Here is a 16,184-nt window from a genome sequence, read left to right on the forward strand (position 1 = left end):
TGGAGCAATTGCAGAAAGCTGTAGTACAGCACAAGGCTCACTTAGGTCTGGCCCATGATGGCGATGCCGATCGCTGTTTGGCTATTGATGAAAATGGTGTAACTGTTGACGGTGATCAGATCATGCTGATCTGTGCGCTGGAAATGCTTAGACAAAATACGTTGCCGGAAAAAACGCTGGTAGCTACCGTTATGAGCAATCTTGGTTTGCATCAGGCGATGAAAAATGCCGGTGGCAAAGTGCTTGTTACCCCAGTGGGCGACCGGTATGTGTTGGAAGCTATGCTGAAACATAACCTAGTACTTGGCGGTGAGCAATCAGGACATATTATTTTTAGTCAACACAGTACAACGGGTGATGGCCTGATTACTGCTCTAAAGCTAGCGGCTGCGTTAAAACAAAGCGGCAAAAAAATGTCAGAACTATCTCAGGTTATGACCAAATTCCCACAACTGTTGGTTAATGTCAGAGTTAAGAGCAAAGAAGGCTGGGAAACCAATGCCAACATCGCTGCGGCCATCAAAAACGGGGAAGAAGAATTAGGGGACAATGGCCGGATACTAGTACGACCTTCTGGTACCGAACCGCTTATCCGGGTAATGGCTGAAGGTCCATCACTGTCTGATTTGGAACGGATTGTAGCTACTATTGCTAAAGTAATTGAGCAAGAACAATCGTAAACGTTATTGACCAATATAGTAAACTATATTACAATGAGATAAAGCATAGCAAGGGAGCACTATTTAGTGCTCCCTTGCATATGTTAGATAGTATTAGTAGGAGGTGAGAATGAGTAGGTTTGGGTCGGATAATATTATCAGTTTGACAGAAACTAATGAAAAAAGCGCTGGTGCTTGGATATTTTCCAAGCAGACGAGGAAGAGGTTTATCGAGCAGTCAGCGGGTACCTCTCGGCTCCTGCAGTCGTTAGCCGTCCGACAAAACCGCAGGGTGACCTGCGGAACAAAACGGCGGTGTGCAGGAAAATCAATTGGAACGTAGATAAAAAAAGAAAAGCAAGACTGCCTGGTAAAATTTTTGGCGGTGATTATTAAAACCTTGTCATTGCGGGCGTGCGGTGACAATTTCAGTCTTATTTGATATTTAGGAGGTTTATATATATGTGTGGTATCGTAGGCTATATCGGACCTAATCAGGCCGCACCTTTTCTGTTGGAAGGTCTGAGCAAACTGGAGTACCGCGGCTATGACTCTGCCGGAATTGCCGTATTTGACGGCCAAGAAATCCATGTGGATAAAAGCGTGGGTCGATTGAACATACTTGTGAAAAAAATCGAAAATCGTCCACTTAAAGGCCAGCTTGGTATTGGTCATACCCGTTGGGCTACCCATGGTCGCCCTTCTGACGCTAACTCTCATCCTCACACGGATTGTACCGGAAAATTTGTGGTTGTTCATAACGGGATTATCGAAAACTACCTGCACCTTAAAGAACAGCTTATTGCCAAGGGACATACCTTTACCTCCGAAACCGACACCGAGGTAGTAGCTCATCTTATTGAAGACTGCTATCAGGGCGATTTCGAGGCGGCTGTAAAACAAGTATTAGCGCAAATTGAAGGTTCCTACGCCTTGGTGTTCATGTGCAAGGATGAACCAGACAAACTTATCTGCACGAAACAAGACAATCCGCTGGTTATTGGTCTGGGGGAAGGCGAGAACTTTATTGCTTCCGACATTCCGGCCATTATTAATCGCACCCGTAAAACCTACATTCTCAATGATGGCGAAATGGCCATAGTGACTAAAGATTCTGTTTGGGTCATGAATCGCCAAGGCGTACCTGTTACCAAAAAAGTATTTGAAGTGAAATGGGATGCCGAAGCTGCCGAAAGAGGCGGTTATGAGCATTTCATGATTAAAGAAATTTATGAACAGCCAAAGGCTGTAAGGGAAACGATGACTGGCCGTCTGGCCAAAGATGATAACGGGGTAATTTTTGACGAACTTAAGTGGACGCAAGAAGATGTTGCCGGTATCAAAAAAATTGCCATTGTCGCCTGCGGTACAGCCTACCATGCTGGGATTGTCGGTAAATATCTGATTGAAAACCTGGCCCGCATTCCGGTAGAGGTCGATGTAGCCTCAGAATTCCGTTACCGTTCCCCTCTCATTGATGATCAAACCTTAACCATTATCATTAGCCAATCTGGCGAGACACTAGATACGTTAGCTGCCCTCAAAGAAGCTAAGAACTTAGGTTCCCGCACACTGGCCATAACCAATGTTGTCGGTTCATCGATCGCCCGTGAATCTGATCAGGTGATTTATACTTGGGCCGGTCCGGAGATTGCTGTTGCCTCTACCAAAGCCTATACTACCCAGCTTGTTGTAATGGCCTTACTGGCCATTTATATGGGTTTACTCAAGGGCACCCTGGCACAGGCAAAGGTACGGGAACTCTGCCAGGAACTTAGGAATTTGCCTAATCAGATTCATGAGCTCTTAGAGGATGTTGAGCCAATCAAAACCTTTGCTCAGCAGTATGGATTTGAAGACGATGTATTTTTCATTGGACGTTCTTTAGACTATGCAGTAGCTTTAGAGGGTTCCCTCAAGCTTAAAGAAATATCCTATATCCATGCCGAAGCTTATGCTGCCGGCGAACTCAAACACGGCACACTGGCTCTCATCATTGAGGGAGTACCGGTTATCGCCTTAGCTACGCAGGCAGATGTTTATGAGAAAATGCTCAGTAACATCAAAGAAGTAAAAGCCCGTGATGCGGTGGTTATCGGCATTGGCCTCAAAGGTGACAAAGAAATAGCCAAATATGTTGATCATACCATTTATATTCCTGCTACCGACAAATTCCTGACCCCGATTCTCTCAGTAATTCCGCTGCAACTGTTAGCCTACTACGCGGCTGTAACTCGCGGTTGCGATGTTGATAAGCCGAGAAATCTGGCTAAGAGTGTGACTGTGGAGTAAAGAATAGTAAAGCCTCTTCTGTAACAAGCCATGTTATGGAAGAGGCTTTTTAATGGTTTTGATTGGCATATAGATCAACAAAACAAATACTTAAAAGCAAAAAGTTCATATTGCCAAATTATTGATAGGCATTTATTGTTATAATAGATAAAAGAAGAATAAGAAAGGGAAGTGGTGTCATGAAAAAATCAATAGGAGCAAAAACCTTTGCAATGCCCACGCCTGTATGGCTAATAGGATCATATGGGGAAAACGGTGAGCCCAATATTATGACCGCTGCCTGGGGCGGTATTTGTTGTTCTGAGCCGCCTTGTGTGACGGTGTCTTTGCAAAAAGTCCGTGCATCCTACGATAATATATTAAAGCGCAAAGCGTTTACTGTCAGCATACCATCAGCCGCTCAAGTAGTGGAGGCTGATTATGCCGGCATAGTCAGCGGAAAAAATACGGATAAGTTTGCTGGCGCTAATCTGACTGCTGTGAAAAGTGACTTGGTTGACGCGCCGTATGTTGCGGAGTGTCCGCTGATTTTGGAGTGCGAACTGGTGCAAACCGTGGAACTTGGGCTGCATACCCAGTTTATCGGAAAAATCGTAGACGTAAAAGCCGACGAGTCTGTACTGGGAGAAAACGGTCTGCCAAGTATGTCCAAAGTAAATCCTATTTCCTATAGTCCTGCGGACAGAACCTACTTTGCTATAGGGGCGGAAGTGGGGCAGGCATTTTCTGTGGGTCTACAATTAAAAAAGTAATTGACAGATAAGAAAAACATGCTGGCGACTACTGATCAATCTATAGTTGAAAATAACCATCAAAATATTGTTTACAAACACAGTACTGATTAACATAAATAGCCTGGGACTTGGCATTTGCCGAGTCCCAGGCTATTTATGTTTGTAAATCTTTTTACTCCCAAGCTGCCGCCAAGTGATGAGTAAAAGTAGCCAACTTTAGGTAGTTTATTTTTTCTTAAACTAGAGAGACTTTGAAGAGGGGGGAATACAGCGGCAAAGCCCTTAGCTTATCACTTAGTTAGTGATTTTTGCCCATCTGGGTTTTGGCCATTTCCATTACCCTTTTGAATTTTGAGCCGCCGATTTGTCCAAACAATTCTGCAACATTTTGGGCAGTAAAATCTTCATAATGTCCTTGCCCTTGTTGCGGCATTCCAAAATCGGCAATACCCGTGTGGTTACTTGATAATGATTCATCCAACTCTGTTTTTTGGTTATATTCCTCTGGCATAGTAATCCCTCCTATGATAAGGATTACCATCAACTGTCATATTCATTCTTATATTTGATATTATTTTTTAAATTTAAGGTACGGTCAGGCGTTTGTTTCATTAGAAATTTACCCAGATTAATTAAGGGGCCATAGGGCTATAACTAAAAAGGAGATTATACACTTTCAATCATCCCAGATTCGCTGAACTATGTGGATTTAGAAGAAAAGATGTAACGACTTCAGGTAAGTTTTCTGTGAAAGGAGATCTGTATGAGCCGGAGAAAACAGTTGAAAATGAAAAAGGTGGGACTAGAGCATCTTGAACAATATAACCAACTGCTGCGGTATGTTTTTCAAGTAACCGATCATGATCTTCATAAGGTCGGCTGGGAAGAACGGGATATTGTTCATGCCAAGTCGCCGGCTTTGGAACAGGCAGAGGTCTGGGGTTGGTTTGACGGCGATAAGTTAGTATCTCAGGTAGCTGTATATCCTTTTAAGGTAAGGATCTTCAATAAAACGTACGATATGGGCGGACTTACCGGTGTAGGTACCTTCCCCGAATACTCTAACCAAGGTTTAATGCACAAATTGCTGTATAAGGCACTGGAAAGAATGCGAGAGAACAAACAATCGATTTCCTACCTGTATCCATATTCCATTCCTTACTATCGCCGAAAGGGCTGGGAAATTATTTCAGATAAAATTGTTTTCGAAGTAAAGGATTACCAATTACCCAAGATTAAACAGGTGGCCGGCGAAGTCGAGCGAGTTGATCCGGAAAGTGATGCGGTAAAAAAAGCGTATGAACGTTTTGCGCTCCAAACCCATGGGGCCATGCTGCGTGATGAGCTGGCCTGGAATGAATATTGGCTGTGGGATCAGGATGATCTGATGGCCGCTGTGTATTACAATGAAGAAGGGGAGCCGGACGGTTATGTTTTGTACTGGATTGCGGACGATATTTTTCACATCAAGGATATGATTTTTGTAAATGAAGAAGCTCGCAGTGGTCTTTGGAATTTTATCAGCGCCCATTTTTCCATGATCTCCAAGGTTATCGGCAATATTCACACCGATGAGCCGCTGGCGTTTTTGCTTGAAGACGCAGAGATCAAGGAAATTATTTCTCCTTATTACATGGGACGTATTGTGGATTTGAAGCAGTTTATTGAGCAATATCCCTTTAAACCGGCTGCAAAAGAACGAGAATGGACGTTTACGCTGGATGATCCACTGCTCTCCTGGAACCAGGGAACCTTTACCTTGCGCATTTCGCCGGAAGGGCAAGGCGAAGTTGTCCGTACGCCTGCGCGCAGTAGTTCCAGGATAAATATCCAAACAATGACCACCATGCTGCTAGGATACAAGCGGCCCAATTATCTGCATAAGATTGGACGTATTGTATGCAGTTCCGACACGGTGGATATGCTGGAAGATGCCATTGAACAACAGGCACCCTATTTCTCGGATTATTTTTAAGCAAGAATAAGGTGCTTGCAGTAATGAGCACCCTTAGGCGGGTTATGGATAGTACCTAAGTAATGGCATAAAAATTGCCGGTTACGGTGTAAGACATCACGGTAACCGGCTTTTCTTTATATTTTTTATATAAGGATAAATGATTCATTATTGACGTCTTGGAATATAGGTTTAGCAACAATTAGGAAAGTATTTTTTGATAGGCAACAACATCAAGAAATTTCCCAAATTTTTGTCCTACCTCTTTGTAATGTGCACATTTGGTATATCCGTTCTTTTCAAATAGTCTGATACTGGCTGTATTTTCGCCGCATATGGTGGCAACGAGTACGTGCAATCCTTGGCTTTTCGCATACTCCTCTATATATTTTACTGCCATGCTGCCGATACCATGGCCTACATGACTAGGTTTTAAATATACTGTAACTTCGGCAGTACTATCATATGCTTCTCGGTTTTTGTGCTGAGTTATAAGAACATAACCACATACTTGCTCGTCTTCGCAGATTACAAAAGTTTTATATTTCTCGCTAGCAAAAAATACTAGCTCTCTCATCTCTTGGCGGGTTAGTGGTCGGGCATGAAATGTCGCGGTGCTATGCAACACATAATGTGTATAAATTTGTAGCACCTCATCGAGGTATTTTTCATCCATTTCATGAAAACAGTATTTCTCCATGCTAGAATTCCTCCTTAAATATGGATAATAAAAAAGCACCGAAGAACAACGGTGCTTTGAACATCTTTGGTCAATCAACCGATACTATTGATAAAAATTATATCATGTTAGAACAAAAAATAAAACGTACTGGGTCTTTCATTTCAAGGGTAAGAGCAAAAAAACAAGATAACTCATACTATACAGAGAAGAAATAAAAGGAGAGGTTTGCATGAGTGCATATAGCAGATTTCTAGAGGCCGGAGGCTATTGCGGCCTTTACGATGGTTATAGCTCTAAGCCTTTATTTTACTTAGGACACTATCATCTGGCAGGATTCGGTGGATGTCTTTGCCATTATTGCAGGATCAAGCAACGTTGTAGATATTGGCGTCGCCGTTTTTGTTAACCGAAAACAGTAAATAACTTACAAAGTCCCGTATCGTAGTCTTTCCTTGTCCTGTGATACGGGACTTTTATTATTTGCCTCTCCAGATGGCGTGAGATTAGATGGGGTAAACAATGATGATGTAAGAAATACCTTCATTAGCCACCAAAAAACGCTGACCGAAGTCAGCGTTTTTTGAAGGACTTAGAATTTGTAGGTAATAGTGGTACGGAGGGAAGTATAAGCATTGCCAGCATCGGCGCCACTAATATATTTCATATCTTTGTAGAACAGGTCTAAGGTTGTGTCGTCTTTAAGTTTATGGGAGAAGCCGTAGTACATACCTTTGCCATTGTTGTCATAGGTAGTTGTATTGGCAATAAGATCAGCATTGCCTTCTACCCGGTTGTAAATGGCAAATACGGAGTTTTTCTTATCAAAACCGTAGTTTACGCCAAGCGCATAGCCTTTATTGTGAGAGTCGGCATTGGACTTGCCGTATTCACCGAAATAGGTGACCTTGCCTGCTGTATAGGCGGCATTTATACCGTAGTGTGTGCTATCTTCGCCTGGATTGCGGTCTGTAACCCGGGCGACAGTGGCGCCCAGTTTCCAGTCTGTTACCGGGGTGTAGGAAGCATCAACCGCATAAACTCTTGCTTCATCACCATCCATCCAAGCCTGTCCGGCCACAAATGTAAGGTTGGTGCTACCGATTTTGCCGGTGGCAGTAAGGCCGTCAATGGCTCCTCTGTTAGTACCTAAATAACCGGTGGAGTCCATTAGTAGGCCTTGGCCTAAGAATACATCCTGGCGTCCAAGGGTATAGTCAAAGTTTTTACCTTTGAGAATGAAACCAATGCGATCCAATGTTGTGGCATGATCAGTATGATAATGGTCCTGATCAAAGTCGGCGCCGATATTATCACCGCTAAGATACTGGGTGGTTAACCGAGTATAAAAAGTGAGATTTTTTGCTACTTCCGAAGTAGCGTTTAAGCGAAACCAGAATTTGCCGCCTTCCGTATCAGGTTCACCATCAGCCGTTTGCCAACGATAGTGGAACTTCACATCACCACTGAATTTGAACTCGGGAAATGAGGCAGCCGCAGCCGTGCCGGTGCTTAACAGCATCACGGCTGCGAGGGACGTAGCAACAGCTTTTTTCATTACCGTAATCCTCCTTTGACGAATTTTTATAATCTTCTGCCGTCTTTTAGTAATATTGCATTAAGACAGCGTTATTATATAGCGCTTACCTCAAATGAATGGTGCTAAAGTTGTTTAAAGAGTAAACTGTTCAGCCTCAGATGTTAGTTGTTTAGCTTTTGCCAGCAAAGTGTCAGCTTGGGTGACTATTTCTGCCAGTCTGTTTTGTTGTTCATTAGTCGCTGCCGCCACTTCTTCTGTTGATGCAGCACTTTCCTCAGAGGCAGCCGCAATATCAGTAATTAGGTTTCCAACCTGCAGAGCTTCGGCGTTTATCGCTTGGGTGCCTGAGGCTACTTGCTGAATTCTTGTGGCCATATTTGCTATCGCATGTTTAATATCGTTAAATTGTTCTGTCAAGTGTGTTAAAGCCTGTTCCTGCTCAGTAACAGTTGTTTCCGTCATGCTGATCTCCTTGACTGCCCGGTCGGTCCCCAATTGAATTTCCCGGATTAAATCGGCAATTTGGCGGCTGGATGCAGCCGATTGCTCTGCCAGCTTGCGCACTTCTTCAGCTACGACAGCAAAACCGCGTCCTTGTTCACCAGCTCTTGCGGCTTCAATGGCCGCATTCAAGGCTAATAGATTGGTCTGTCCGGCAATACTTGTTATCACTTCTACGATTTGTCCTATTTTCTGAGAATTATCTGCAAGTTCGGTGATGGCTTGTCCTACTCCGCTAGTTGCCGCTTTACTCCTATGCATTAATTCCATCTGGTTGGTTACAGCCTGGTAGCCTTTGGCGACAAAATCCTCCACCTTTGCCGCCATATTGGCTGATTCAGCAGCAGCTTCAGTTACTAGAGTTATGGCTTTGTTCACTTCTTCAACTAATTGCGCTCCTTGCTGTACCGACTCGGAGTGAGTACCGGCACTGGTCGCCAGTTCATCAACAGTAATTGCAATTTGCTCGGCAATATCAGTGGCTTTTCGAGCCGATACCTGTATATTCCCGGCTGTCGTATTCACTGCATGGGCTAAGGAATGGATCTCCCTAATTAGGGTACGCAAACTTGCGCCCATCTGGTTAAAGGCTGCAGCCACTACCGCTATTTCATCGTTGCCAGTAACATCCATGGTAACAGTCAGGTTTCCAGTGGCGAATTTTCTAGCATTGTCAGCAAGTCTGTTCAGCACCCTGGTAATTTTACCAGCAATGAAATATGCTACTATGGCAACTAAAAAGATGGCTGCTATATTTACTATAATAATTTTGAGCCGGAGCTGGGATAATTCGGCATAGGCTTCTTCTTCCGGCACGGTAATACCCATCACCCAGCCGGTAGAAGGAATTTTTTTGTATAGCATGATTTTGGAAATACCATTATCCCTGTAGGTTTCAATGCCATAATCCTGTACCAGCATGTTGGCTGCTAGCTTAGAAAGTGCCGGTATTTCTGATAATTTTTTTGACAGCAATTCCTTGTTAGGATGAGCCAGTAGTACACCGTTGCTATCGACAATAAAACCATAGCCCTTACCATGCAAGTTGACGTTTTGAGCAATGTTGGACAAGGTAACCAAATGAATGTCCTGTCCTAGTACGCCGCGAATATTTCCATTTTCATCTCTTAACTGGATGGCAATTGAGACAACATAGTCTTTTAAATAATCATCAATATAAGGTTCACTATAGATTGCCTCTGTTGTCTCTAAAGCTTGCTTATACCAGCTTCGGGTTCGTGGATCATAACCAGCCGACGGGATTTCGCCTTTGCTATTCATAAATCGGCCGTCGCTGAAGCCTATATAGGAAATCCTTATATCCTTATCAGTTTCAGCTACCTGAAGGTAACTAACCGGAATATCGCCGACGGCAACCGTCTTGTTAATCAGGTTGGCTGTGTTTTCCAGAACCTTGGTTTTTTTACTCAACCAACTATCAATAGCTTGTACTTCATTACTTACCACGGCGCTCATTGCTGATTCGATACTGTTAACCACCGTGTGCCGGGTATAATAATAAGCTGAAAGCGAGACAGTCAAGACTACCATTGCCGTTATCCCGGAAAATAGTATAATTAGCTTTTCCCGTATCTTCATTGAGAGACCTCCAGGATTAACAGCCGCCTTACGTCCATATATTTTTGGTTTCGTCGATTGGTTCACTGGCCTTATTTAACACACTGTGTGAACGTCCGTATAGGAAGTAGATGGCGATACCAATGCAACTCCAGACTACAAACCGGATCCAGGTGCCAGTGGCCAGGTTAATCATGATATAGAGACAGAAAAGGATGGCGCAAACAGCAACAAAGCTAAGTGCAGGGCAGCGGAAAGGACGTTCGGCGTCAGGCTTGGTTTTACGCATCACCATAACACCAATCATCGCAATTATAAATGCAAACAGGGTGCCAATACTGCACATTTCGGCTACAATATGGATGGGGGTAAAGCCGGAGATAAAAGCAACAGCTAGGCCAACAATTACGGTGATAATATGCGGCGTACCGTATTTAGGATGAATTTTGCAGACTTTTGACGGAATCAGACCATCTCGTGACATGGCAAAAAAAGCACGGGTCTGAGCATAGATCATAACCAATAGTACGGTTGACAGTCCAGCAACGGCGCCGGTTCCCACAAGCGCTGAGCCAAAATTATAGCCAATGGTTCTTAACACATAAGAAACAGGTTCGGCGGTATTCAACTGGTCATAGGGGACAACACCTGTTAGGATGCCTGTAACCGAGATATATAAGACAGTGCAAACGGCTAGTGAACCGATGATGCCTATTGGCATATCACGGCTGGGGTTTTTAGTTTCTTCGGCAGCCGTGGCAATGGAATCCACACCAAGATAAGCAAAAAAGATAAATGCGGCTCCGGCAGATACACCAGCCCAGCCAAATGGCAAAAATGGCTCCCAATTGGCGACATTGACTTTGGGTCCGGCCAAGAAGATGAACAGGAAAATGGCGCCAAGCTTTACCGCAACCAGCAGACGGTTAACATTAGCACTTTCTCTTACACCCTTTACTAACAGGAAAGTCAGGAATAGGGTAATAAGGACAGCAGGTAAATTGACAATACCGCCATCGGCAGGTACGGCTGTCAGGGCCTTGGGCACTTCAATGCCTGCCGACTTTAGAATGCCGACCGTATAGGCCGACCAACCGCCAGCTACGGCACTGGCGCCGACGGAGTATTCCAGAATGAGATTCCATCCTACCATCCAGGCAATAAATTCGCCGAGCGATGTATATGTATACGTATAGGCGCTGCCGGCAATCGGCACCATTGAAGCCAGCTCTGAATATGCAAGACAAACAAAGGCGCAGGTAACACCTGCTAGTACAAACGAAAGCATAAGACCGGGACCAGCGTATTTGGCCGCTGCCACCCCTGTAAGCACAAAAATACCAGTACCAATAATAACCCCAATGCCAAGCATTACAACGTCTATGGCAGTTAATGATTTACGAAGCGAGTGCTTATTTGCCTCCTGTTTTAATAATTCAATACTTTTGGTACGAAAGATACTCATCAATTATCTCTCCCTTGTTTTTCTTATCAGGTAATAAAACCTTAATTTTCCAGGATGGCAATGGCCTCGACTTCAACCAGAACGTCTTTTGGCAACTTTGCTACCTGTATACAAGCGCGGGCTGGATAATGTTTGGTAAAAACTTCGGCGTACACTTCGTTAACAGCTTGAAAATCTGCTAAGTCTTTTAGATACACTGTGGTTTTGACTACTGCATGTACATCTGTACCGCTGGCCTTGAGAATGGCTCGCAGATTGGCTAACGCCTGTTTCGCTTGCTCTTTAGCACCTCCAGCCACTACTTCTCCGGTACGGGGATCGACTGGCAACTGGCCTGAGATAAACAGCAGGTTGTGAGCGGCAATGGCTTGTGAATACGGGCCGATGGCGGCAGGTGCGTCATGGGTATAAATCACCTTTTTTTGCATAGGCATTCCTCCGTTTTTATTGAAAATTAAGTATTGCGTGTTAATTCACACTAGAAAAATAGGCCGAATAAGTAATGACAGCTTATTCGGCCTATTTGTTAGTGTACGTAATTTCTTCGGCTCGAAAGTACTATTCAATCGGTTTGAAACGAGCGGTGAAGAAACGTAAAACCGGTGGTTCATAAATCATTTCCAACCCTTTGATGGAATCGCGTTTTTGATACAATTCGATAACCGCTTCAGCAACAACATCCATATGGGCATAAGTGTAAACACGACGCGGAATGGTTAAGCGGACAAGCTCCAATTTAGGATAGTGGTGATTACCATTTTTGTCACGGCCTGCCGAAACGATACCGCGTTCCATGCTACGTACGCCGGATTCCAGATAGAGTTGGGCTGCTAACATTTGGGCCGGGAACTGATCCTGAGGAATATGTGGCAGGAACTTGCGGGCATCTAAGAATACAGCATGACCACCAATGGGTTTTACTATTGGCACACCGGCTTTTTCCAGCTTTTCTCCCAAGTACCGGACTTGGGCGATACGATGCTGTATATAATGGAAATCAACCGATTCATACAAACCGCGAGCCATAGCTTCCATGTCACGCCCGGCAAGACCGCCATAGCTGGGCATACCTTCAAAAATAACAACTTGTTCGGTGGCTTTTTGATACAGTTCTTCGTCATTAAGAGCCAGGAAACCGCCAATATTGACAAGGCAGTCTTTCTTGCCGCTCATGGTAGCACCGTCACCATAGCTGAACATTTCTTTCAGGATAGCGGCTATTGACTTATCCTGATATCCTTCTTCGCGTTCCTTGATGAAATAAGCATTTTCCACACAACGGGTAGCATCAAACATAACCTTGATATTATGCTTATGTGCCAGTGCAGACACTTCACGCAGGTTTTGCATGCTGACAGGCTGGCCGCCAGCCAGATTAACGGTAACAGCTACGCAAATATAAGGAATTTTGTCGGCGCCGACACGGTCAATTAGGCTCTGGAATTTATTCAAATCAATATTGCCTTTGAAGGGATGGTCGGCTTGAGAGTCGTGTGCTTCATCAATGATTACATCATAAAAGCTAGCTCCGTTCATTTCCTGATGAGCCCGGGTAGTAGTGAAGTACATATTGCCGGGAACCCAGTCACCTGGTTTAATGGCAATTCGGGACAAAATATTTTCCGCACCGCGCCCTTGGTGGGTTGGCACTACATATTTAAAGCCATAAAGCTCGCGTACAGCTTCCTGGAGGTTATAGAAATTGATGCTGCCTGCATAGGCTTCATCGCCAAGCATCATACCAGACCATTGGTTATCACTCATGGCAGAAGTGCCGCTGTCGGTGAGCAAGTCAATATATACATCTTTGGAATTAAGCAAAAAGGTATTATAACCGGCTTGCTTAATGGCTTCTTCCCGCTGTGCCCGGGTTGTCATTTTGATAGGTTCAACCATCTTAATCTTAAATGGTTCGGCGATAGTTCTTTTTTCCATGAATAAATCCTCCTTCTAAATGTAACATGTTGGTTGGAAGCAACTTGCCTTCAATGATGTTATATTGCAAGATACATGCCAACTCCCAAAAGAAGGATTTATAGGGAAAAATCACTTATTTTGTAATCTTTTGTTTACAAGACGGTTTACAGTGTTGCCTAATGTTTACAGTTGTACCAGAAACTTATTGTCTTTTATTAGGACTATCAGACCATAACCCATATTTTTTCATTTTCTTGATAACCGCGGTGTGAGATAGTCCTAACACCGCTCCGACTCGCCGCGAGGAGCCAAATCGTTTCATCGTTTCCCGCAAAATCTCACGTTCTACTTCAGCCATACGTTCTTCCAGCGTCTGATAGGTTTCAAATTGTACTTTTGACGGTCTGTTGTTTGCTGGCTTCTTGCCAATATGCAGATGCTCTGGCTGAATTTCCGGACCATCTACTAGATTAACTGCCCGTTCAATAATATTTTCTAGTTCCCGTACATTCCCAGGCCAAGAATAGGCCTTTAACTTCTCCATGGCTTCGGTCGAAAAACGACATACCGGCGACTGCAGTTTGGCGGCAAACCGCTTAAGAAACTGTTCGGCCAGCAAAGGAATATCTTCCGTACGTTCCCTTAACGGCGGCAAAAAAATTGGAATCACATTCAAACGGTAATATAGATCTTCTCGGAATAATTGTCGGGCTACCATATCTTCCAGGTCGCGGTTGGTGGCCGTGATAATACGTACATCCACTGGTAGTTCACGTGAACCGCCTAATCGGCGAACACGTTTTTCCTGGAGTACCCGTAGCAGCTTTGCTTGGAGATAAACCGATATTTCTCCGATCTCATCAAGAAACAGTGTGCCGCCGTTAGCTCGTTCAAACAAGCCGGGTTTGCCGCCTTTGGCTGCTCCGGTGAATGATCCTTCTTCATAACCAAACAATTCACTTTCCAGCAGGGTTTCTGGAATAGCGGCACAGTTGACAGGCAGAAAGGTCATTTTGGCGCGTGGCGAATGACTGTGAAGTGCCCTAGCAAAAAGTTCTTTGCCAGTACCGGTTTCGCCACGAATAAGTACGGTAGAAGAACTACCGGCATACCGCTGCGCCAGCTCTACCACTTTTTTCATAGCCGGACTGGCACACGAAATATCCTGAAAAGTGACAGGTAGGGAAGCTGTCAGTTTTTGGATCATGTCACGGACATCCCGACTATCGCGCAGCATGACGACTGCACCAACTACCCCTGAAGTATCATTGCGCAAGGGCCGGGTGCTGACCACACAATAACCATCCATGCTATCCAGGAATACTTCCCGGTTGCGGAAGGAGCGACCCTCCTGCAACGTGCGGGTAATAAACAGACTCTCTGCCAACTGGCTGGGCAATGGCTGTTCAAGTTGAGTGTCATTCAGTCCAAGGATTTTGGCTGCTGCGGTGTTGCATTGTTTAAGAATTCCAAGCTCATTTACTGCCAAAACTCCGTCCTGCACGGAAGCTAGGATAGCGTCCAGTTGCTCAGCCCGTTCCTTTGATGGCATATAAGAAACCTCGATGACTTTGTGTATACCGTCTATCTGTTGCAAAGCATTTATTAGTTCTTGTTTTTGTTCAGCATACACTGTTTGGCATTTTAGATATACAGCCCCTTGCTCCACTTCAACCGCAGAAATGTTGATCCTGGATTCGGCAAAAACCCGGGAAACATCCAACAAGAGACCTACTCTGTCCGTACAAGGCATACATAAGTGCACGAATATTCCTCCTGTAACAGAAAGCATATGATACCCTTCATGTTCTAATGATACCATATTCCAAGCTTTACCAACATAACTTGTTGCAAATAAATTAACAGTAAATACAGAAGGCTGGTTCTTGTGTGGTCTTTAAGTTGACGACAATTGTATGTGTGCTAAGTTTTTAACAGATAGCAGTTCACTACACACAAAGTTTACTGGAAAAGTACGGGCGTAATGCTTTTGCCGCTTATCCGTATTAATTAATAAATTATTATTTCAAGTGGCTTAAAAGGAGGAAAAAGATGTCTAAGGAAAATATTATAAAGTTCTATGAAAGGGCGATGAAGAACATGTTGCCCAGTGGCGGCAGTGCAGTAACATGGCAGTTAGGCTGGGGGTACTTTCGGCACTGGAAGCATGTTTTGCTTTGCCTGTTGCCAACTTTGCCTGGCAGAGACCGGAAGAGTTGAAATTATTTTTAGCGGCTACTCCTGTTGGTCACATTCCTGTGCTGTCAACGGCAGCAAAACACGATTTTATTCTGCTTGAGCAAATGATATCGGGCCGGGTAGCGCCGCTGATTTTACCTGACAATATTAATGCTTTTACGATTAGTGCAAAAGCTCCGGCAATTGTTGGGCATCGCCTGGTGCTGCTGTCTGAAGGCGGCTATTGCGGTTTGCCGGCGAGTGAGGTGGCTCTGTCTGAAGCAGTATGGCTGGAGAAGTCAGCGACAATCAGGCTGGCGCATGAGTGCAGCCATTACTGTACACTCCGATTATTTGGTGGTATGAAAAATCATCCGCTTGATGAGCTGATAGCCGACTGCATGGGGCAACTGGCGGCTTTCGGCTGTTTTCGGGCCAGTTTGCAGAATAAATTCTTTGGTCTGGATACAGCAGGAAATTACTGCGGCGGAAGGCTGGCTTACTATTGCCGGCGGCTATCTGAACGGGAGTTTAGCATCGCCTGCCGCTATATCCATCAGGCAACAGCAGCATTGGATACTTATTTGCAACAGCATTCTGCTATGGCAGCTCCTGAGATGCGGCTGAAACTGCTTATGCTGCTGGCAGTCAAGGGAATTTTACCACTTGCCAAGGGGGATTTAGGCT

At 44.4% G+C, this 16,184-nt stretch carries 15 protein-coding genes; 7 read left to right on the forward strand and 8 right to left on the reverse strand.

Features of this window, described 5'->3' with window-relative positions; translation table 11 throughout:
- The 4 genes from AC29Z1_RS03665 to AC29Z1_RS03680 all read left to right on the forward strand — a co-directional run.
- Nucleotides 1-680 (forward strand): phosphohexomutase domain-containing protein (locus AC29Z1_RS03665; protein ID WP_488270106.1); only part of this gene is annotated, 680 nt, incomplete at its 5' end.
- Nucleotides 681-789: 109 nt separating this feature from the next.
- Nucleotides 790-1,002: a hypothetical protein gene (locus tag AC29Z1_RS03670; protein ID WP_488270107.1), complete on the forward strand. Its 213-nt coding sequence runs from the start codon at nucleotides 790-792 to the stop codon at nucleotides 1,000-1,002.
- A 119-nt stretch (nucleotides 1,003-1,121) separates the two neighbouring features.
- Nucleotides 1,122-2,951 carry a glutamine--fructose-6-phosphate transaminase (isomerizing) gene (gene glmS / locus AC29Z1_RS03675; protein ID WP_488270108.1) on the forward strand — a complete coding sequence of 610 codons (1,830 nt, stop codon included), beginning with the start codon at nucleotides 1,122-1,124 and terminating at the stop codon, nucleotides 2,949-2,951.
- 179 nt (nucleotides 2,952-3,130) lie between these two features.
- A complete protein-coding gene (locus AC29Z1_RS03680; RefSeq protein WP_488270109.1) occupies nucleotides 3,131-3,703 on the forward strand; it encodes a flavin reductase family protein in 573 nt (190 codons plus the stop codon).
- Between the two features lie 280 nt (nucleotides 3,704-3,983).
- On the opposite strand, the gene AC29Z1_RS03685 is transcribed toward AC29Z1_RS03680, so the two are convergent.
- Nucleotides 3,984-4,196, reverse strand: coding sequence for a hypothetical protein (locus tag AC29Z1_RS03685; RefSeq protein ID WP_488270110.1), 213 nt, complete (start codon nucleotides 4,194-4,196; stop codon nucleotides 3,984-3,986).
- Between the two features lie 252 nt (nucleotides 4,197-4,448).
- Between AC29Z1_RS03685 and AC29Z1_RS03690 the strand changes: the two genes are divergently transcribed.
- Nucleotides 4,449-5,660: a GNAT family N-acetyltransferase gene (locus AC29Z1_RS03690; protein ID WP_488270111.1), complete on the forward strand. Its 1,212-nt coding sequence runs from the start codon at nucleotides 4,449-4,451 to the stop codon at nucleotides 5,658-5,660.
- Nucleotides 5,661-5,841: 181 nt separating this feature from the next.
- On the opposite strand, the gene AC29Z1_RS03695 is transcribed toward AC29Z1_RS03690, so the two are convergent.
- On the reverse strand, nucleotides 5,842-6,339 hold the full coding sequence (locus AC29Z1_RS03695; protein ID WP_488270112.1) for a GNAT family N-acetyltransferase: 498 nt from the start codon (nucleotides 6,337-6,339) through the stop codon (nucleotides 5,842-5,844).
- 20 nt (nucleotides 6,340-6,359) lie between these two features.
- Here AC29Z1_RS03695 and AC29Z1_RS03700 point away from each other — a divergent pair, with 20 nt between their 5' ends.
- Nucleotides 6,360-6,536: a hypothetical protein gene (locus tag AC29Z1_RS03700; RefSeq protein WP_488270113.1), complete on the forward strand. Its 177-nt coding sequence runs from the start codon at nucleotides 6,360-6,362 to the stop codon at nucleotides 6,534-6,536.
- A gap of 374 nt (nucleotides 6,537-6,910) precedes the next feature.
- Here the strand turns inward: AC29Z1_RS03700 and AC29Z1_RS03705 are convergent, their stop codons facing one another.
- From AC29Z1_RS03705 to AC29Z1_RS03730, 6 genes are all read right to left on the reverse strand, one after another.
- Nucleotides 6,911-7,876, reverse strand: coding sequence for a porin family protein (locus tag AC29Z1_RS03705; protein WP_488270114.1), 966 nt, complete (start codon nucleotides 7,874-7,876; stop codon nucleotides 6,911-6,913).
- 114 nt (nucleotides 7,877-7,990) lie between these two features.
- Nucleotides 7,991-9,958 carry a methyl-accepting chemotaxis protein gene (locus tag AC29Z1_RS03710; protein WP_488270115.1) on the reverse strand — a complete coding sequence of 656 codons (1,968 nt, stop codon included), beginning with the start codon at nucleotides 9,956-9,958 and terminating at the stop codon, nucleotides 7,991-7,993.
- A 28-nt stretch (nucleotides 9,959-9,986) separates the two neighbouring features.
- Nucleotides 9,987-11,402, reverse strand: a complete 1,416-nt coding sequence (locus tag AC29Z1_RS03715) for an amino acid permease (RefSeq protein WP_488270116.1) — start codon at nucleotides 11,400-11,402, stop codon at nucleotides 9,987-9,989.
- A 41-nt stretch (nucleotides 11,403-11,443) separates the two neighbouring features.
- Nucleotides 11,444-11,830: a RidA family protein gene (locus AC29Z1_RS03720; RefSeq protein WP_488270117.1), complete on the reverse strand. Its 387-nt coding sequence runs from the start codon at nucleotides 11,828-11,830 to the stop codon at nucleotides 11,444-11,446.
- A gap of 130 nt (nucleotides 11,831-11,960) precedes the next feature.
- On the reverse strand, nucleotides 11,961-13,337 hold the full coding sequence (locus AC29Z1_RS03725; protein ID WP_488270118.1) for a tyrosine phenol-lyase: 1,377 nt from the start codon (nucleotides 13,335-13,337) through the stop codon (nucleotides 11,961-11,963).
- A 184-nt stretch (nucleotides 13,338-13,521) separates the two neighbouring features.
- Complete coding sequence (locus AC29Z1_RS03730) at nucleotides 13,522-15,084, reverse strand: sigma 54-interacting transcriptional regulator (protein ID WP_488270119.1); 1,563 nt, start codon at nucleotides 15,082-15,084, stop codon at nucleotides 13,522-13,524.
- A gap of 364 nt (nucleotides 15,085-15,448) precedes the next feature.
- On the opposite strand from AC29Z1_RS03730, the gene AC29Z1_RS03735 reads away from it, so the two are divergent.
- On the forward strand, nucleotides 15,449-16,184 hold a 736-nt coding region (locus tag AC29Z1_RS03735; protein ID WP_488270120.1), incomplete at its 3' end, for a DUF7005 family protein.

This window comes from Sporomusa sp. (assembly GCF_057736855.1).

Bases quoted from the DNA above. Each gene is read 5' to 3' on its own strand.
- AC29Z1_RS03725 (WP_488270118.1), bottom strand. From the start codon at position 13,337: ATGGAAAAAAGAACTATCGCCGAACCATTTAAGATTAAGATGGTTGAA.
- AC29Z1_RS03695 (WP_488270112.1), bottom strand. From the start codon at position 6,339: ATGGAGAAATACTGTTTTCATGAAATGGATGAAAAATACCTCGATGAG.
- AC29Z1_RS03685 (WP_488270110.1), bottom strand. From the start codon at position 4,196: ATGCCAGAGGAATATAACCAAAAAACAGAGTTGGATGAATCATTATCA.
- AC29Z1_RS03720 (WP_488270117.1), bottom strand. From the start codon at position 11,830: ATGCAAAAAAAGGTGATTTATACCCATGACGCACCTGCCGCCATCGGC.
- AC29Z1_RS03690 (WP_488270111.1), top strand. From the start codon at position 4,449: ATGAGCCGGAGAAAACAGTTGAAAATGAAAAAGGTGGGACTAGAGCAT.
- AC29Z1_RS03670 (WP_488270107.1), top strand. From the start codon at position 790: ATGAGTAGGTTTGGGTCGGATAATATTATCAGTTTGACAGAAACTAAT.
- AC29Z1_RS03715 (WP_488270116.1), bottom strand. From the start codon at position 11,402: ATGAGTATCTTTCGTACCAAAAGTATTGAATTATTAAAACAGGAGGCA.
- AC29Z1_RS03710 (WP_488270115.1), bottom strand. From the start codon at position 9,958: ATGAAGATACGGGAAAAGCTAATTATACTATTTTCCGGGATAACGGCA.
- AC29Z1_RS03680 (WP_488270109.1), top strand. From the start codon at position 3,131: ATGAAAAAATCAATAGGAGCAAAAACCTTTGCAATGCCCACGCCTGTA.
- AC29Z1_RS03700 (WP_488270113.1), top strand. From the start codon at position 6,360: ATGGATAATAAAAAAGCACCGAAGAACAACGGTGCTTTGAACATCTTT.
- AC29Z1_RS03705 (WP_488270114.1), bottom strand. From the start codon at position 7,876: ATGAAAAAAGCTGTTGCTACGTCCCTCGCAGCCGTGATGCTGTTAAGC.
- glmS (WP_488270108.1), top strand. From the start codon at position 1,122: ATGTGTGGTATCGTAGGCTATATCGGACCTAATCAGGCCGCACCTTTT.